The sequence below is a fragment of the Azonexus sp. genome (assembly GCF_041909095.1).
Taxonomy (GTDB): domain Bacteria; phylum Pseudomonadota; class Gammaproteobacteria; order Burkholderiales; family Rhodocyclaceae; genus Azonexus.
In genome coordinates this window covers 5932-23153 of the sequence record NZ_JAYREB010000007.1, presented here as the reverse complement: position 1 = coordinate 23153, position 17222 = coordinate 5932, and the positions used below count along the sequence as shown (strand labels likewise).

General features: G+C 66.2%; 22 protein-coding genes. 15 read left to right on the top strand and 7 right to left on the bottom strand.

The window, feature by feature from the left end:
- Positions 1–112: 112 nt before the first annotated feature.
- Positions 113–637 (bottom strand): peptide deformylase, encoded by a 525-nt coding sequence (def, locus tag ACE3OV_RS13250; protein ID WP_374327737.1) that lies wholly within the window; start codon positions 635–637, stop codon positions 113–115.
- A gap of 129 nt (positions 638–766) precedes the next feature.
- On the opposite strand from def, the gene ACE3OV_RS13245 reads away from it, so the two are divergent.
- The 6 genes from ACE3OV_RS13245 to bioD all read left to right on the top strand — a co-directional run bounded on the left by ACE3OV_RS13245 (position 767) and on the right by bioD (position 5194).
- Positions 767–958 carry a hypothetical protein gene (locus tag ACE3OV_RS13245; RefSeq protein WP_374327735.1) on the top strand — a complete coding sequence of 64 codons (192 nt, stop codon included), beginning with the start codon at positions 767–769 and terminating at the stop codon, positions 956–958.
- Positions 959–1070: 112 nt separating this feature from the next.
- Positions 1071–1856: a PhzF family phenazine biosynthesis protein gene (locus ACE3OV_RS13240; RefSeq protein ID WP_374327734.1), complete on the top strand. Its 786-nt coding sequence runs from the start codon at positions 1071–1073 to the stop codon at positions 1854–1856.
- Positions 1853–3031 (top strand): 8-amino-7-oxononanoate synthase, encoded by a 1179-nt coding sequence (bioF, locus tag ACE3OV_RS13235; protein ID WP_374327732.1) that lies wholly within the window; start codon positions 1853–1855, stop codon positions 3029–3031. Before ACE3OV_RS13240 ends, bioF begins: the two co-directional genes overlap by 4 nt.
- Positions 3032–3067: 36 nt before the next feature.
- A complete protein-coding gene (locus ACE3OV_RS13230) occupies positions 3068–3790 on the top strand; it encodes an alpha/beta fold hydrolase (protein ID WP_374327731.1) in 723 nt (240 codons plus the stop codon).
- Entirely contained in the window at positions 3774–4535 is a 762-nt protein-coding gene (gene bioC, locus ACE3OV_RS13225; RefSeq protein WP_374327729.1) for a malonyl-ACP O-methyltransferase BioC, read from the top strand. Before ACE3OV_RS13230 ends, bioC begins: the two co-directional genes overlap by 17 nt.
- On the top strand, positions 4532–5194 hold the full coding sequence (bioD, locus tag ACE3OV_RS13220; RefSeq protein ID WP_374327726.1) for a dethiobiotin synthase: 663 nt from the start codon (positions 4532–4534) through the stop codon (positions 5192–5194). The genes bioC and bioD overlap by 4 nt, the downstream gene beginning before the upstream one ends.
- Here bioD and ACE3OV_RS13215 read toward each other — a convergent pair.
- Both ACE3OV_RS13215 and ACE3OV_RS13210 read right to left on the bottom strand, forming a co-directional pair.
- Complete coding sequence (locus ACE3OV_RS13215; RefSeq protein ID WP_374327725.1) at positions 5183–5533, bottom strand: Hpt domain-containing protein; 351 nt, start codon at positions 5531–5533, stop codon at positions 5183–5185. The two genes, bioD and ACE3OV_RS13215, sit on opposite strands and share 12 nt — an antisense overlap.
- 23 nt (positions 5534–5556) lie before the next feature.
- The gene (locus ACE3OV_RS13210) at positions 5557–6609 is read right to left on the bottom strand and encodes an HD domain-containing phosphohydrolase (RefSeq protein ID WP_374327724.1); all 1053 of its coding nucleotides are present in this window, start codon (positions 6607–6609) and stop codon (positions 5557–5559) included.
- A gap of 49 nt (positions 6610–6658) precedes the next feature.
- Here ACE3OV_RS13210 and ACE3OV_RS13205 point away from each other — a divergent pair, with 49 nt between their 5' ends.
- Genes ACE3OV_RS13205 through ACE3OV_RS13190 form a run of 4 tightly spaced genes read left to right on the top strand, consistent with a single transcriptional unit; the run spans position 6659 to position 8657 of the window.
- Positions 6659–7267 (top strand): septation protein A, encoded by a 609-nt coding sequence (locus ACE3OV_RS13205; protein WP_374327722.1) that lies wholly within the window; start codon positions 6659–6661, stop codon positions 7265–7267.
- Positions 7267–7569: a YciI family protein gene (locus tag ACE3OV_RS13200; RefSeq protein WP_374327929.1), complete on the top strand. Its 303-nt coding sequence runs from the start codon at positions 7267–7269 to the stop codon at positions 7567–7569. Before ACE3OV_RS13205 ends, ACE3OV_RS13200 begins: the two co-directional genes overlap by 1 nt.
- Positions 7566–7838 (top strand): BolA family protein, encoded by a 273-nt coding sequence (locus tag ACE3OV_RS13195; protein ID WP_374327721.1) that lies wholly within the window; start codon positions 7566–7568, stop codon positions 7836–7838. The genes ACE3OV_RS13200 and ACE3OV_RS13195 overlap by 4 nt, the downstream gene beginning before the upstream one ends.
- Positions 7839–7871: 33 nt before the next feature.
- Positions 7872–8657, top strand: a complete 786-nt coding sequence (locus tag ACE3OV_RS13190) for a peptidylprolyl isomerase (RefSeq protein WP_374327719.1) — start codon at positions 7872–7874, stop codon at positions 8655–8657.
- 51 nt (positions 8658–8708) lie between these two features.
- On the opposite strand, the gene ACE3OV_RS13185 is transcribed toward ACE3OV_RS13190, so the two are convergent.
- Positions 8709–9650 (bottom strand): CysB family HTH-type transcriptional regulator, encoded by a 942-nt coding sequence (locus tag ACE3OV_RS13185; protein WP_374327718.1) that lies wholly within the window; start codon positions 9648–9650, stop codon positions 8709–8711.
- A gap of 82 nt (positions 9651–9732) precedes the next feature.
- Between ACE3OV_RS13185 and ACE3OV_RS13180 the strand changes: the two genes are divergently transcribed.
- The 5 genes from ACE3OV_RS13180 (at position 9733) to ACE3OV_RS13160 (ending at position 14896) form a co-directional block, all read left to right on the top strand.
- Positions 9733–10509: a sulfite exporter TauE/SafE family protein gene (locus ACE3OV_RS13180; protein ID WP_374327717.1), complete on the top strand. Its 777-nt coding sequence runs from the start codon at positions 9733–9735 to the stop codon at positions 10507–10509.
- Between the two features lie 20 nt (positions 10510–10529).
- Complete coding sequence (locus tag ACE3OV_RS13175) at positions 10530–12215, top strand: nitrite/sulfite reductase (protein WP_374327716.1); 1686 nt, start codon at positions 10530–10532, stop codon at positions 12213–12215.
- A 1-nt stretch (position 12216) separates the two neighbouring features.
- Positions 12217–12729: a DUF934 domain-containing protein gene (locus ACE3OV_RS13170; protein WP_374327714.1), complete on the top strand. Its 513-nt coding sequence runs from the start codon at positions 12217–12219 to the stop codon at positions 12727–12729.
- Positions 12730–12743: 14 nt separating this feature from the next.
- On the top strand, positions 12744–13469 hold the full coding sequence (locus tag ACE3OV_RS13165) for a phosphoadenylyl-sulfate reductase (RefSeq protein ID WP_374327712.1): 726 nt from the start codon (positions 12744–12746) through the stop codon (positions 13467–13469).
- Between the two features lie 185 nt (positions 13470–13654).
- Positions 13655–14896, top strand: a complete 1242-nt coding sequence (locus ACE3OV_RS13160; RefSeq protein ID WP_374327710.1) for a spherulation-specific family 4 protein — start codon at positions 13655–13657, stop codon at positions 14894–14896.
- A gap of 73 nt (positions 14897–14969) precedes the next feature.
- On the opposite strand, the gene ACE3OV_RS13155 is transcribed toward ACE3OV_RS13160, so the two are convergent.
- From ACE3OV_RS13155 to ACE3OV_RS13145, 3 genes are all read right to left on the bottom strand, one after another.
- Positions 14970–15743 carry a M48 family metalloprotease gene (locus tag ACE3OV_RS13155; protein WP_374327709.1) on the bottom strand — a complete coding sequence of 258 codons (774 nt, stop codon included), beginning with the start codon at positions 15741–15743 and terminating at the stop codon, positions 14970–14972.
- Between the two features lie 169 nt (positions 15744–15912).
- Entirely contained in the window at positions 15913–16674 is a 762-nt protein-coding gene (locus ACE3OV_RS13150; RefSeq protein ID WP_374327707.1) for a metal ABC transporter permease, read from the bottom strand.
- A partial coding sequence (locus tag ACE3OV_RS13145) for an ATP-binding cassette domain-containing protein (RefSeq protein WP_374327705.1) occupies positions 16664–17222 on the bottom strand: 559 nt, incomplete at its 5' end. The genes ACE3OV_RS13145 and ACE3OV_RS13150, both read right to left, overlap by 11 nt.

Genomic DNA, 17222 nt, shown 5'->3' with positions numbered 1-17222 from the left:
TGTCAATCGTTTTCGTCGTTTTAGATGTATTAGTTAACTTTTTCGTTTTTGATATTTAATGACAGATGATCGCGCTCGCTGACAAAGCTTCCCCTTGCGCGACCGGCAGGCATCAGTCCGGGCGCTCGGGAAACAGCACGTCGGTGAAGCCGAAGCGCGTGAAATCGCGGATGCGCGACGGATAGAGGCGACCGATCAGGTGATCGCATTCATGCTGCACCACCCGCGCATGAAAACCCTCGGCGGTGCGGTCGATCGGTTGTCCGTCGGGATCGCACCCCTGGTAACGGATGCGCCGCCAGCGCGGCACTTCGCCACGCATTCCCGGCACTGACAGACAACCTTCCCAGCCGCTTTCCTCAGTTTCGTCGAGCGGCGTTAGCAGCGGGTTGATCAACACCGTCAGCGGCACCGGTGGCGCCTCCGGGTAACGTTCGCAGGCCTCGAAACCGAAGATCACCACCTGCAGGCTTTCGCCGATTTGCGGCGCGGCGATGCCGACACCGCCGGCGGCCCGCATCGTCTCGAACATGTCGTCGATCAGTTGGCGCAGCATCGGCGTGCCGAACGCCGTCACCGGCCTGGCCACTTCCCAAAGCAGCGGATCGCCCATCCGCAAAATTTTCCGTACCGCCATTTTCCCCGCCATCGACGGCCAGTCGGCCGTTTCCGAAAAAATCGAAAGATTACGCCCAGCAAAACCTGTTCACCTTCGTGACGTTCCCGTTACGATGGCGTTTCACTAACGAACACGGAGATATCGCCGATGAAAGTCAAGGCAAGCATTGAACGTGGAGCCCGTTATCTTTGTACCAAAATCGGCGCGGTCGTTGTAGCCATCGAACAGGTGGCAGTCGTCAAGGGCCTCGCCATGTGGGAAGTCGAAAGCGAGATCGGCAGCGGCGCCCGTCGCCGCTTCATCGTTTCGCAACGCGCCCTGCAGCCGCTGGCGGCCTGAGCCGAGGCGCCGGCCGCCGATTCCGCAAGGCAGCGCCGCCCCCCTGACTTTGTTAAAGTTCGTCCTGCGTCCGGCGGTGCTGGCGCAGTGACGAAGCAAACAGGGGGGAAACGTGAAAATCCGGCTATATCAGGTCGATGCCTTTGCCAGCAAGGCTTTTTCCGGCAATCCGGCGGCCGTCTGTCCGCTCGACGCCTGGCCGGATGACTCCCTGCTGCAGGCAATCGCCGACGAGAACAATCTTTCGGAAACCGCCTTCTTCGTACCCGACGGCGACGCTTTCGCGCTGCGCTGGTTCACGCCGACCACCGAAATTGACCTCTGCGGCCACGCCACGCTGGCCTCGGCGCACGTCCTGTTCCAGTTGCTCGGCTACGCCGGCGAGCGCATCCGCTTCCGCACGCGCAGCGGCGAGCTAGTTGTCGAACGCGCCGGTGCAGCACTGGCGATGGATTTCCCGGCCCTGCCGCCGCGCCCCTGCCCAGCGCCGCCGGCGCTGCTCGCCGGGCTCGGTGCTACGCCCATGGCGATCCTCGCCGCCGACGATTACATCGCGGTCTTCGCCGACGAGGCCAGCGTCCGCGCGCTGACACCCGATTTCGCCTGTTTCCGCCGCCTCGACCGGCGTGGCGTGGTCGTCACCGCGCCGGGCAGCGATGTCGATTTCGTCAGCCGCTTCTTCGCCCCCAAGGTCGGCATCGCCGAAGACCCGGTCACCGGCTCCGCCCATTGCGAACTGGCGCCCTACTGGGCAGCCCGCCTTGGCAAAACCACACTGAGCGCGCGCCAGGTGTCGCGGCGCGGCGGCGAACTCGGCTGCCGCCTGCAGGGCGAGCGGGTCATCGTCTCCGGCCGGGCGGTCACCTTCCTGCAGGGCGAAATCGAGCTGACGCCATGAGCGCCACGCTAGACCAGCGCCTGACGCAAGAACTCGCCGAACTCGCCGCCGCCGATCTCGGCCGCCACCATCGCCTGCTCGAATCGCCCTGCAGCAGGGTGGTTACGGTCGACGGCCGGCAACGGGTCAATTTCGCCAGCAACGACTATCTCGGGCTCGCCGCCCATCCCGCCATCACCCGCGCCCTCGCCGACGGCGCGCTGACCTGGGGCGCCGGCAGCGGCGCCGCCCACCTGGTCAGCGGCCATCTGCAGCCGCACGCCGCGCTGGCCGAACGGCTCGCCGAATTCACCGGCTTTGCGCGCGTCCTCACCTTCGCCACCGGCTACCTCGCCAACCTGGCGGTGACGCCGACGCTGGCCGGGCGCGGCGACGCGGTGTTCGCCGACAAGCTCAACCACGCCTCGCTAATCGACGCCATGCAACTGGCCAAGGCCAACGGCGCGACGACGCAGCGTTACCCGCACGCCGACCTCGCCGCGCTGGAGCGCCTGCTCGCCGCCAGCCCGGCGCGAACCAAGCTGATCGTCAGCGACACCGTGTTCAGCATGGACGGCGATCTCGCTCCGCTGCCGGCGCTCCATGCATTGGCCGAGCGTTACGATGCCTGGCTGGTGCTCGACGACGCGCACGGCTTCGGCGTCCTCGGCCCGCAGGGGCGCGGCAGCCTGGCCCACTTCGGCCTGCCGGCCGCCCCGCGCATCCTGCTCATGGGCACCCTGGGCAAGGCGGCCGGCGTCGGTGGCGCCTTCGTCGCCGGCTCGGCGCTGGCCATCGACTACCTGCGCAACAAGGCGCGCAGCTACATCTTCACCACCGCCGCACCGCCGGCCGTCGCCTGCGCGCTGAGCGCCAGCCTCGACCTGATCGCCACCGGCGACGCGCTGCGCGCCAATCTCTTCGCCCGCATCGCCCAGTTACGCGACGGTCTGGCCGGCCTGCCCTGGCACCTGCCGGCCTCACTGACGGCGATCCAGCCACTGATCGTCGGCGATAACACGGCGGCGCTGGCGCTCGCCCGCCAGCTTTGGGAGAAGGGCCTGTGGGTGCCGGCGATCCGCCCGCCGACCGTGCCGCAGGGCACGGCCCGCCTGCGCATCTCGGTCTCCGCCGCGCACACCGAGGCCGACATCAGCGCCCTGCTCGGCGCGCTGCGCGAGGCGGCGACGGGGTAAAATCGCCGCCCGACTTTCTCCGATGAGCTTGTTGCGATGAACGCTCCCCTCGTTTTCCTGCCCGGCTGGTGTCTCGGCCGTGGTCCGTTGCAGGCCGCGGTCGACGCGCTGCACGGGCAATTCATCGACCTGCCCGGTTACCGCGACGAAGCGCTGGAAGGCGATTTCGACCGTGCTGTCGCCGCCCTCGGCGAGCGCCTGGCAGCGGGTACGACGCTCGCTGGCTGGTCGATCGGCGCCCAGTTGGCGCTGGCCGTCGCCGCCCGCCACCCGGACAAGGTCGGCAAGCTGCTGCTGGTCGCCGGCACCGCCTCCTTCGTCCAGCGCGACGGCTGGCCGGACGCCATGCCGCCGGCGACGCTGGCCGATTTCAGCGCCGCCGTCGGCGTTGACCCGGCCGGCATGCTGCCGCGCTTTGTCGGCGGCTTCAACCGCGGCGACGCGCAAGCCAAGGAAGTGACTCGGCAAATCCTCGAACAGGCCGATCCCTTGCCCTCGCCGCTCGTCCTCGCCGCTGGCCTGGCCTGGCTGCGCGACGTCGACCTGCGTGCCGACGCTGCCCGGGTGCAGGCGCCGACCCTGCTCATCCACGGCGACGCCGACCCGCTGATGCCGCCCGCCGCGGCGCGCGCGCTGGCGGCGCTGATTCCCGGCGCCCGCCTCGAATTGTTCGAAGGCTGCGCCCATGCCCCCTTCCTCTCGCAAGCGGAACGCTTCATCGTCCGCGCCCGCGCCTTCCTCGATGAGCCAGCCGCCTAAGGCGCGCATCCGCCAGTCGTTCGAGCGCGCTGCCGCCACCTACGACGCCGCCGCCGACGTCCAGCGCCGCATCTGCGCCCGCCTCGCCGGCGGGCTGCCGGACGCGGCGCCCGCCCGCCTGCTCGACGCCGGCTGCGGCACCGGCGCCGCGCGCGGCCTGCTGCAGGCGCGCTACCCGGCCGCCGAAATCGTCGCCCTTGACCTGTCGACGGCGATGCTGCGCCGCCTGCCCGACGCCTGCCAACGCCTCGCTGGCGACCTCGAACACCTGCCGCTGGCCACCGCCAGCATCGATCTCTACTGGTCGAGCCTGGCCGTACAGTGGTGCGACCCCACCCGCGCCCTCGCCGAGGCCCGCCGCGTCTTGCGCCCGCGCGGCCGGCTGGCGCTGGCGACGCTCGGCCCGGCGACCTTCCACGAAATGCGCAGCGCCTTCAGCGACGTCGACGCCTACCGGCACACGCTGCATTTCCACGACGCCGGTCAGCTCGCCACGCTCGCCGCGACTGCCGGCTTCAGCGCGATCGCCTGCGTCAGCCACCGGGAAACCGCCTGCCACCCCGACCTGCGCGCGCTGCTGCGGGCGGTCAAGGCGGTCGGTGCCAACCAGTTGGGCAGCGGTCGGCGCAGCGGCCTGATGAGCCGCAACGCCTTCGCCCGCCTCGCCGCCGCCTGGGAAACGCTGCGCCAGCCGGACGGCCTGCCGCTCTCCTACGATGTCATCCTGATCCACGCCCAAGCATGAGTTCCGCCTACTTCCTCACTGGTACCGACACCGACGTCGGCAAGACCCACATCGCCTGCGCCCTGCTCCAGCGCGCCCGCCGCGCCGGCCAGTCGGCGGTCGGCCTCAAGCCGGTCGCCGCCGGCACCGATGCCGCCGGCCACAACGACGACGTGGTGCGCCTGCGCGCCGCAAGCAGCCTGCAGCTAGCGGACGAGGTGGTCAATCCCTATTGTTTCGCGCCCGCCATCGCGCCCCACATCGCCGCCGCCGAGGCTGGCGTGGACATCGATTTTTCGCGCATCGCCGACACCGTGGCGAGCGCCCGCCAGGCGGCGGATTTCGTCATCGTCGAGGGCGCCGGCGGTTTCTGCGTACCCTTCGGGCTCGACCGCAACGGTGCCGACCTTGCCGCGCAACTGCGGCTGCCGGTGATCCTGGTCGTCGGCATGCGGCTCGGCTGCCTCAACCACGCGCTGCTCACCGCCGAGGCGATTGCTGCACGCGGCCTGGTCATTGCCGGCTGGGTGGCGAACTGCCTGGCACCGCCGATGCCTTATCTGGAAGAAAACCTGGCGACGCTGAGCGAACTGCTGCTGGCACCGCGCCTCGGTGCCGTCTCCTGGGACGACACCGGCAAAGTCGCAAACGCTGCCGACCAGCTCGAACTACCCCTCTGAGGCGCGCAGCACCTCGGCGACTTCGTTCATCCGCGCGACGATGCCCTGCGCCTTGGCCTCGGCACCGTCCACGACGCCCTGGCGGGCCTGCATTTCCAGCGCCAGCGCCAGTTCGGCGCCGTGATCGTCGGACATCGTCGCCAGCAAGCCCTTCACCGTATGCGCCTCGCGCACCAGCAATTCGGCGTTACTGGAGCGACTGGCCGCCAGCAGGTTGCTGCAATTGTGCTCGACGTCCTGCAGGAAGATGTCGATCATCATCGCGTAGATGTCCTGATCGCCGCCCAGGCGCTCCATGATTGCCGGCTTGTCGATGGCGAAAGGTGGGGTAGTGGTCATTGCAGTCTCCATTCGACGCTGTATCAGATCAGCGGCATTTCCTCGTCGTGGAAGCGTTGCCGCACTTCGAGCACATCCTCCCAACCGGCCAGCAAGGCTTCGACGCAGAGGGGATCGAAATGCCCCCCGCGCCCGTCTTCGAGGAAACGCAAGGCATCGTCCAGCAGCCAGGCTTTCTTGTAGGGGCGTTCCGAGGTCAGCGCATCGAAGACATCGGCGACGGCGACGATACGGCCGAATAACGGAATGGCGTGGCCCTTGAGTCCCTTAGGATAGCCGCTTCCGTCATATTTTTCATGGTGGGACAGGGCAATTTCCGCCCCCGCCTGCAGGATCTCCGATCCGCTGTCCTTGAGCAGTTCGTAGCCCAGCTCGGCGTGCCGCTTCATGACTTCGAACTCCTGCGGCGTCAGGCGGCCGGGCTTGAGCAGGATGTAGTCGGGAATGCCGATCTTGCCGACGTCGTGCATCGGCGCCGCCTTCAGCAGCAGCCGGCAACTGGCGTCGTCGAGGTCGAGCCCGCGGGCGATGATTTCCGAGTAGTGCGCCATGCGCTGGATATGGGCACCGGTTTCCGGATCGCGGAATTCGGCAGCGCGCGAGATGCGGAAGATCAGCTCGCGTTCGCGCTCGCGGATTTCCCGGGTGCGTTCCTCGACCTTTTCGGCCAGATAGGCGGCGCGGTCGGCGAGGAATTTCTGGCCAGTGCGCAAGGCCAGCATGTTGCGGGAACGGGCCGAGAATTCGATGCGGTCGATCGGCTTGGTCAGGAAATCGTTGGCCCCGCCGAGCAGCGCCTCGTAACGGATGTCCTTCTGGTCGTTGGCGGTGATCATCAACACCGGGATCTCGGTCCGCCCATGCAGCGCCCGGAAGGCAGCGATGAAACGCAGGCCGTCCATGTCCGGCATCATGTAATCGACGATGACCAGATCGGGCACGTTGTCGCGACACCAGTCGAGCGCTTCCAGCGGGCGCTCGAAGAGGATTGGCTCACAATCCCCGAGCTTGAGGACCAGCGCCTTGATCAGCGTCAGGTTGATGTCGCTGTCGTCGATGATCAGTACCTTGTGCATTCTTCTGCCTGAGCGTTGCGTTTCCCGGCGCAGTATATAATGCGCCGCCATGAAACTCCTCTTCGATCTCTTCCCGGTCATCCTCTTTTTCGCCGCCTTCAAATACGCTGGCGGTCATCCGGAAACCGCCGCCGACTGGGTCGGCAGCCTGCTCGGCGGCGCCGTCATCGCCCCCGACAAGGCACCGATCCTGCTAGCCACCGTCGTCGTCATCGTCGCCACCGTTGCCCAGATCGCCTGGGTGCATTTCCGCCACGGCAAGGTGGACAAGATGCTCTGGCTCAGCCTCGGACTGGTCGTCGTCTTCGGTGGCATGACCCTGATCTTCCGCAACGAGGCCTTCATCAAGTGGAAGCCGACGCTGCTCTACTGGGCCTTCGCGAGCAGCATGCTGTTTGCGGCGCTGGTCATGAAGAAGAATGCGATCCGGACAATGCTCGGCGAACAGATGAAGTTGCCGGACGCCATCTGGAGCAAACTCAATCTGGCCTGGATCGCTTTCTTCCTGGTCATGGGCGTGCTCAATCTGGTCATCGCCTTCAATTTCCCGACCGACATCTGGGTCGATTTCAAACTCTTCGGCGGCATGGGCCTGATGCTCGTCTTCATCGTCGCGCAAGGCGCGCTGCTGTCGAAGTACATCGAGGAAGAACAATGATGCTGTACATGATCGTCGGCGAAGACCGCCCCGGCAGCCTGGAACAACGCCTCGCCGCCCGTCCCGAGCACCTCGCCCGCCTGCAGGCGCTGCAGGCCGATGGTCGCCTGCTGCTGGCCGGCCCCTGCCCGGCGATCGATGCGCCCGATCCCGGCGCCGCCGGTTTCAGCGGCAGCCTGATCGTCGCCGAATTCGCCTCGCTCGACGCCGCCCGCACCTGGGCCGACACCGACCCCTACATTGCCGCCGGCGTGTACGAAAAGGTCACTGTCAAGCCGTTCAAGAAAGCGCTGCCGGCGTGAGCCACGACGCCACCGTCGCCCTGCTGCGCGAACGCCTGGCAGCGCTAGCACCGCAATCACTGACCATCGCCGACGAATCGCACCGCCACGCCGGCCATGCCGGCGCCAGCGGGGGCGGCGGACATTTCCGCGTAGACATCGTGGCGGCGGCTTTTTCCGGCAAAAATACACTCGTTCGTCATCGTCTGGTGTACGATGCCGCTGGTGACCTGATGCACCACCGGATCCACGCGCTGGCCATCCGCGCGCAGGCACCCGAAGAACTCTGACTTTCGTACCAACCACCCCAGGACCCCATCCCCATGTTCAAACTCAGCTCTCTGGCTGCGCTGCTGGTTGCCGGCAGCCTCATCTCCGCACCAGCCTTCGCCCAGAGCAAGGCTTTTGCCACGGTCAACGGCAAGGCCATTCCGCAAACCGTCTATGACGCCTTCCTCAACGAGCAAAAGGCACAGGGTGCGCCGGACACGCCCGAACTGAAGAACGCGATCAAGGAAGAATTGATCCGCCGCGAACTGCTCTCGCAGGAAGCCGCCAAGAAGGGCCTCGACAAGAATCCGGAAGTCCGCGGCCAGATGGAACTGGCCCGCCAGGCAGTACTGATCCGCGCCTTCATGGGCGATTACGTGCGTAGCCACCCGGTCGGCGATGCCCAGCTGAAGGCCGACTACGAGCAACTGAAGAAGTCGCTCGGCGGCACCGAATACAAGGCCCGTCACATCCTGGTCGAAAAGGAAGACGACGCCAAGGCAATCATCGCCAAGCTGGAGAAGGGCGACAAGTTCGCCGCCCTGGCCAAGCAGTCGATGGACCCCGGTTCCAAGGACAAGGGCGGCGAACTCGAATGGAGTGCCCCGACCGCCTACGTCAAGCCTTTCGGCGACACGCTGACGACGTTGAAGAAGGGTGAATACACCAAGACGCCGGTAAAGACCGACTTCGGTTTCCACGTCATCCAGCTCGACGACAGCCGCCCGCTGACGCCGCCGCCGTTCGAGCAGGTCAAGCCGCAACTGCAGCAGCGCGCGACGCAGATGCAGGTGGAAAAGCTGATCAAGGATCTGCGCTCGCAGGCCAAGGTCAACTGAGCGCATCCCACCGCCGGAGCAGCCCGCCAGCCGGCGGGCTTTTTTACGCCCTTACAACTGCCAGGCCTCGCCGCCGCCCTGCAGCGTCATCTCGACGACGTGCTTGTTGAGGTGCGGCGCGAACAGCTCAATGAAGTCGTAGTCGAAGCGGCGCAGGTAGCTGCCACGGCGCACCGCCAGCCGCGTCGTGTTCGATTCGAACAGGTGACCGGCGTCGATCGCCACCAGGCCGGCGTCGCGCAGGGGATCGAAGGCGAGCTTGGCGATGATGCCGAGACCGAGGCCGAGGCTGACGTAGGTCTTGATCACGTCGGCGTCGAGCGCGGTGAGCGCGATGTTGGGTTCGATTTCCAGGCGTTCGAAGGCGCGATTGATCCGCGAGCGGCCGGTGAACGCCGCGTCATAGGTGATCAGCGGCCAGCGCGCCAGTTCCTGCAGGGCCAGCGGCTGGCTGGCGAGGATGGCATGGCCGGCCGGCGCGATCACGCAGTGCGTCCACTGCTGCACCGGGAAGGAGACGAGCTGCGGATGCTCGCCGAGCGACTCGGTGGCGATCCCGAAATCGGCCTCGCCGGAGGCCACCCAGTCGGCGATCTGCACCGGGTTGCCCTGATGCATCTCCAGTTTGACCTTGGGGTGGCGGGCGACGAAGTCGCGGACCACGGTCGGCAGCGCGTAGCGCGCCTGGGTATGGGTTGCCGCCAGCACCAGCTTGCCGGAATCGCCGCTCGAGAACTCGGCGCTGGCGCGCTTCAGGTTTTCCGCCTCGCGCAGGATGCGGCGGGCGATGTCGATCACCACCCGACCGGGTTCGGTGATGCCGGTGAAGCGCTTGCCGCTGCGCTCGAAGATGGCGATGCCGAGTTCGTCCTCGAGCAGCTTGATCTGCTTGGAGACGCCCGGCTGCGAGGTATACAGCACCTCGGCCGCCTCCGAGACGTTGAGCCCCCGGCGTTCGATCTCGACGATGTAGCGCAGCTGCTGGAGTTTCATGAATGCCTTAATAACAAAAAACGATAACAATCTAACCCAATATTCTTTTTGATTCAATCCGTGGCCGGTACGATGCCGACCCATGGACTACCTGTACACCCTTTCCGGCTTCGCAGTCGGCGCCATCGTCGGTCTGACGGGCGTCGGCGGCGGTTCGCTGATGACCCCGCTGCTGGTGCTGCTGTTCGGTGTGCATCCGGCCACCGCCGTCGGCACCGACCTCCTCTACGCCGCCATGACCAAGGCCGGTGGCACCGTCGCCCACGGTCGCAAGGGGCACATCGACTGGCAGGTCACCGGCCGCCTCGCCGCCGGCAGCATCCCGGCGGCGGCGCTGACCATCTGGGTGCTGTCCATGCTCCCCGAAGGCAGCAACACGATCGGCAAGATCGTCTCGCATGGCCTCGGCTTCGCCCTGCTGCTGACCGCCATCGCCATCCTGTTCGGGCGCAAGCTGCGCGAATACGCCAGCCGCCACGACGAATCGCCGCTGCGCCAGTGCTGCCTGGGCAAGATCACCGTCGGTGTCGGCGTCGTGCTCGGCGTGCTGGTGACGATTTCCTCGGTCGGCGCCGGTGCGCTCGGCGTCGCCGCCCTCTTCTTCCTCTATCCGAAGCTGTCGCCGGTCAAGATCGTCGGTTCCGACGTCGCCCACGCCGTGCCGCTGACCCTGGTCGCCGGCCTCGGCCACTGGCTGCTCGGCAGCGTCGACTGGTCGCTGCTTGGCGCCCTGCTGCTCGGCTCGCTGCCTGGCATCTGGCTCGGCAGCCATCTCTCCGCCAAGGTGCCGGAACACATCCTGCGCCGCATCCTCGCCTCCATGCTCGTGCTGATCGGCAGCAAGCTGGTCTTCGCCTGATTCACCCCCAAGAGAACGCCATGTACAAATACGACGCCATCGACCGCCAGCTGATCCTCGACCGGGTCGAGCAGTTCCGCGACCAGGTCCGCCGCTGGCAGGCCGGCGAGCTGACCGACGACGAGTTCCGCCCGCTGCGCCTGCAGAACGGCCTCTACATCCAGCGCCACGCGCCGATGTTCCGTATCGCCGTGCCCTACGGCATGCTCAATTCGGCGCAACTGCGCCAGCTCGCCCACGTCGCCCGCAAGTACGACCGCGGCTACGGCCACTTCACCACCCGCCACAACCTGCAGCTGAACTGGCCGAAACTGACCGACGTGCCCGACATCCTGGCCGAACTGGCCGAGGTCGACCTGCACGCCATCCAGACCTCGGGCAACTGCCTGCGCAACATCACCACCGACCAGTTTGCCGGCGTCGCCGCCGACGAGATCATCGATCCCCGGCCGCTCGCCGAAATCCTCCGCCAGTGGACCACCTTCCACCCGGAATTCGCCTTCCTGCCGCGCAAGTTCAAGATCGCCATTTCCGGCACCAAGGAAGACCGCGCGGTCACCTGGTTCCACGACATCGGCCTGCATCTCAAGGTGGTCGACGGCGTCACCGGCTTCTCCGTGATCGTCGGTGGCGGCCTCGGCCGCACGCCGATCCGCGGCCAGGTGGTGCGCGACTTCCTGCCCTGGCAGCACATCCTCAGCTACTGCGAGGCGATCCTCCGCGTCTATAACCGCTTCGGCCGCCGCGACAACGCCTACAAGGCGCGTATCAAGATCCTGGTGCAGGCGCTCGGCGTCGAGGAATTCGCCAAGCTGGTCGAAGCCGAATGGGCGCACGCCAAGGACGGCCCGGCAACCATCACGCAGACCGAGTACGAGCGCGTCGCGGCACATTTCGGTGCCCCGGCCTACGAAAAGATCACCACGGTGGACGCCGGCTATCAGGCCAAGATCGTCGAGGACAAGGCCTTCGCCCGCTGGGTCGAACGCAACACGCAGCCGCACAAGGTGCCCGGCTACGCGGCAGTGACGCTGTCGCTGAAGCCGCACGGCGTCGCGCCGGGCGACATTACTTCCGAGCAGATGGAAGTCGTCGCCGACCTCGCCGACCGCTACAGCTTCGGCGAGCTGCGCATCAGCCACGAGCAGAACGTCATCCTCGCCGACGTCCGCCTCGCCGACCTGCACGCCGTCTGGCAACAGGCCAAGGCCGCCGGTCTGGCAACGCCGAACATCGGCCTGCTGACCAGCATCATCTGCTGCCCGGGCGGCGATTTCTGCGACCTCGCCAACGCCAAGTCGATCCCCATCGCCACCGCCATCCAGCAGCGTTTCGACGACCTCGACTACCTGTTCGACATTGGCGAGATCGACCTCAACATCTCCGGCTGCATGAACGCCTGCGGCCACCACCACGTCGGCCACATCGGCGTGCTCGGCGTCGACAAGAACAACGACGAGTTCTACCAGGTCACGCTGGGCGGCCGTCAAGGCAACGACGCCAGGCTCGGCAAGGTGATCGGCCCCTCGTTCTCGGCCGGCGAAATGCCGGACGTGGTCGAGAAGATCATTCAGGTCTACCTGGAAAGCCGTCACCCCGACGAGCGTTTCATCGACACTTTCGACCGGATCGGCATCGACCCGTTCAAGAACCGCGTGTACGAAGGCCGCGCCCACGGCAAGGCCAAGCAAAAGGAGGCCGCATAACATGGCACAACTGATCAAGCAGGGCGCACTCGCCGCCGACCCATGGACGACGCTGACCCTGGACGAAGGCGAAACGCCGGAAGCCGTCGCCCTACCCGCCGGCAACGTCATCTTCCCGCTCGCCGTCTGGCTGGCGCGCAAGAATGAGATCGTCTCCTGCCACAAACGCATCGGCCTCCTGCTGCTGCCCGACGACAAGGTCGAGGAGATTGCTGCCGACCTCGACTACTTCGTCGTCGTCGCCGTGCATTTCCCGAAATTTGTCGACGGCCGCGGCTATTCGACCGCCGCCCTGCTGCGCCAGCGTTACCGTTACCAGGGCGAACTGCGCGCCGTCGGCGACGTGCTGCACGACCAGCTCTTCTTCATGAAGCGCGTCGGCTTCGACAGCTACGCGCTGAAGGACGGCAAGAACGCGGTCTACGCCATCGACCAGGGCTTTACGCCGTTCTCCGCCACCTATCAGGGCTCGACCGACCAGCCCGAACCCTATTTCCGTCGCCGCACCGCCTGACAAGATCGCCAGCCATGACGCCAGCCCTGCTCAACATCACCCCCGAACTCGCCGCCAGCACCGCCGCCAAGGCGGACATCGCGCGCGCACTGCTCGCCGACATCGCCGGCGCGTGGTCGCCGGCCGCCTTCGCCAACAGCCTCGGTGCCGAGGACATGGTCCTCACCGACCTGATCGTCAAGGCCAAGCTGCCGATCGAGATCTTCAGCCTCGACACCGGCCGCCTGCCGGCCGAGACCTACGAGCTGATGGCCAAGGTCGACCAGCACTACGGACTGAAACTGAAGATTTACTTCCCGCAGGCCGAGGAAGTCGAAAGTTTTGTCCGCCAGCACGGCATCAATGCTTTCTACGACTCGGTGACGCTCAGGAAGGCCTGCTGCTACGCACGCAAGGTTGAACCGCTGCGCCGCGCACTGGCCGGCAAGCGCGCCTGGATCACCGGCATGCGCGCCGAACAGGCAGCCACCCGCGGCCAGCTGGCAACGCAGGAATACGACGAAGGCAACGGTCTGGAAAAATTCAACCCGCTCGCTGCCTGGAGCGAGAAGGAAGTCTGGACCTACATCAAGCACAACGCCGTGCCCTACAACGCCCTGCACGACAAGTTCTACCCCAGCATCGGCTGCGCCCCCTGCACCCGCGCCGTTTCGCTCGGCGAAGACATCCGCGCCGGCCGCTGGTGGTGGGAAAATGCCGACACCAAAGAATGTGGCCTTCATGTGAAGGCCACCTCGTAAGTCGGCATTTCGTCGCAGGCTAACTTCGCGCAGCGAATGTTAAGCCCCGCAGGGGCGGCCGGAGACAGGTGACGCCGGAATCCAAGGAGTGCGGACTACACGTCAAGGCTTGAGCCAAATTAATCCCATAGGCATTCCAGAAGCAAGCGGTTAAACTCGCCGCCTCTGACTTGGAGTGCAGGACAATGGCAATCATCTTTGGTGGTGAAGGGAAGGACAGCAAGACCGGCACGGCGGAAAACGACCTGATCGTCGGCGGACGCTCAGGGGCAACCTATACCAATGCGGTCGCCAATCTGGCGGCCAACGGCGTTGGCGTCAGCGGCTACGTTTATTCCAGCTACGGCAAGCGCTCGGCACAGGAAATCAACCAGGACATCTGGCTGATGAAGGAAAATTTCGCCGGCATGACTTCGGTTTTCATCGACGAGGTCTCGGGTAGCCACGATGATCTCGCCACCTACCAGGCAGTGGTCGACTACGCGCACAGCCTCGGCCTGAAGGTCATCTTCAACCCGGGCACCCTGCCGGAAGACAGCGCCTACCTGGCGCTGGCCGATGTCACCGTGGTCGGCGAGGATGCCGGCGACGTCTCGTCGTCGATCGCCACCGGCCGCGACCTGGGTTACGGCCCGGAGAAGATCGCCGGGCTGGAATACGAGGTTCCCGCCGCATCGGTACTGGCCAACGCGGACCAGCTCTTCGCCCAGGGCGCCGGCTATGTCTACGTCACTGAAGACGGCGCCGACGGCAACCCGTGGGACTCCCTGTCCTCGCAATTTTCGGCCCAGGCCGAACTGGCGACGGCCCACGGCGGTCAGTTGCTGCTGCCGCTCTACCTCTATCCCGACACCGAGTCCTGGGGCAAGGTGGCGGCGGCCGGTGCCGCGGTAACCGCCATCGTCAATCCGAACAACGGCCCGCAGACCGGCAACGACACCCTGCGCGGTGGCGCCGGCAACGACAGGCTGCTGGGATACGACGGCGCGGACAAGCTTTACGGCGACCAGGGCGACGATCTGATCTTCGGCGGCAGCGGCAAGGACACGCTTTACGGCGGTACCGGCAACGACATCCTGGTCGGAGGCAGCGGCAAGGACATCCTGACCGGTGGCGCCGGCAACGACCGTTTCGTTTTCGAGGTCGCCGCCGAATCGGGAATCACCAGCAGCAGCCGCGACCAGATCGTCGACTTCACGCGCGGCCGCGACCGCATCGATCTTTCGGCGATCGATGCCGACCGCACGAGCGACGGCAACCAGTCGTTCAGCGCACTGATCGCCAGCCGCGCCAGCTTCGACGAGCCGGGCCAACTGCGTTTCTCGGCCGGCATCCTGTACGGCAACACCGATGGCGACGCCGCAGCGGAATTCTCCATTGAGTTGAGCGGCGTCTCCTCGCTGACGCTGGCCGACTTCCTGCTCTGAGCCGCAAGCGGCCAAGCGCAAAAAAAGGGCGCCGATGCCGGCGCCCTTTTTCTTTCCTGTTGCGATCGCTGGCTTACTTCGCCTTGACCCGCTGCTCCATGCGCTTGGCACGTTCGCCCGGTGCCGGGTGGCTGGAGAAGGCGCTCCGCTCGTTGCCGTAGAGTTTTTCCAGCTTGCGCAGCGCGGTGACGGCGCCGGCATTCTTCAGTTTCTGCTTGGCCAGGTAGTCGACGGCGTAATCGTCAGCCTCGTTTTCCTGCTTTTGCGAGAACTGGGCGTTGATCAGCGCCTCACCCATCGCGCCGAGTTCCGACGCAGCAATCGCCGCCACTGCGCCGTTGCCGCTGCTGGCGGCAGCCTGGCGGGCGGCCGAGCTGGCGTGCGCCAGTTGCAGCGCCTTCTTGGAATGGCCGAGCATGACATGGCCGATTTCATGCGCCAACACGTAGCGCAGTTCGTCGTCGGTGAACTTGTCCATCAGACCGGAATAGACACGGATCGAACCATTCGGCACGGCAAAGGCGTTGACGTCCTTCTTGATGTAAACCTTGAAATCGAGATTGACGGCATCGATCTTGGTCCAGTTCGCGGTGAGTTTCTGCAGGCGCTTGGCATATTTGCTACGCGGCGTGGCGATCTGGTTACGCTGATCTTCGTTGGCGGCGGTGCGCTTGCCCAGTTCGAGCATCTCGGCATCGCTCAGGCTGGCCACGGCAACCACCGACGAACCGATATCGATGGCGCTGCTCGCCGACATCTCGCCGCCAGCGCCAGCGCCGGTGGTCTTGCAACCGGACAAGGTGAACAGGGAAGCCGCAAGGATTGATAGCCAGACAGAGCGTTGCATTTTCTTACCTCGGATGGAAAAGCCGGAAATGTTACTCGCGCCAGGCATGCCATTCAAGTTCATATAGCCCGATGTACTATCTCATTGGCAATAAATTGCCAATAAACGACATCCATTGGTGCCAAATCTGTTTGAATAACCAGCTTGCGGCGCTCCGTTTCGAGCGGCATCACCCCGCAAGACCGAGCAAAACCAGCAGGATCGCCAGCACCGGCCCGAAAGCCTGGTCGAAGCACAGGGCCATGGCGAAGGCGGCGATATAGCCGCCGATACTGACGAGCAAGGCCAGACGCAAGCCACGCCGCCAGTCCCTGGCGCGGCGGAAGGCGAACCAGGGCGGAACGAAGACCAGGGCAAAGGTGGCCATCACGCCCAGGGTCGTCGTCGCCAGGGCCAACGCCAGCGCAGCAAGCAGATCGAAACCGCCATGCACCGGCCAGCCGGCTTCGCCGCGCAGACGGAAGTGATCCGGATAAAGCCGGCTGAGCAGCAGGGAGCCCGAGAGGCGACGCAGGAGGAGCAGGCAGGCCAGTGTGCCGGCGACGACGGTGGCCAAACGAGCAGCGTCGGCGAAATAGAGCTGGCCGTCGAAAAGCGCGCTGCCGACGCGCTCGGCGAGCGGATGGTTGGCGGCGACCAGCATGCCGACGGCCCAACCAGCAAGCAACAACAGCGGGAAGAGCGCGGCCGCCGGCAAGCGGGCGGCCAGCGGCTCCTTGACCAGGCCGGCGGTGGCAGCAGCGGCAACGCCGCCGGCGAACGGCGGCACGCCGGCCAGCATGGCGAGCAGCGCGCCACCGGCGGCGACGTGGGCGTAGGCGAGCGCCGCCAGCCATTCGTCGCGCAGGCGCAGGTAGCAGCCAACCAGCGGCAGTAAAACCGCCAGGCAAAGGCCGGTCAGGAAGGGAATGGCGAACAGTTCAGGGAACATCGGGCGCTTCCAGGCGAATCACCGCGTCGCAAGCCGCGGCGAGGAAGGCGGCGTCGTGGCTGACGACGAGGATGGCGCAGCCGGCGGCGGCACGCTGCCGCAGGGCCTGGCCGAGATGGGCGACACCGGCGGCGTCGAGGTTGTTGGTCGGCTCGTCGAGCAACAGCAGGTCGGCCGGCGCCTGCAGCACCGCCCACAGGGCGAGGTAGTGGCGTTGGCCGCCGGACAGGCGGTCGAGACGCCGATCCAGGCAACCCGCCAGCCAGGACGGCAGGCCGGCGCTGCCGGCGCCGGTCAGGGCGAGCAACTCGCGGCCGGCCAGCGGCAGGCCGGTGAGCGGCGGCACCTCCTGCGTCTGCAGGGCGACGCGAACCCCCGAGGCGACCGCCAGGTGGCCGGTGAAGACCCGCGCCCGACCGGCAATCGCAGCCAGCAGCGTGCTCTTGCCGGCACCGTTGGCGCCGCTCAGACCGACAACCCCGCCGCCGGCGAGCCGCAGGTCGACCGGGCGCGGGGGGGGGGGGGGCGGCGGCCCCCCCCCGCCCGCC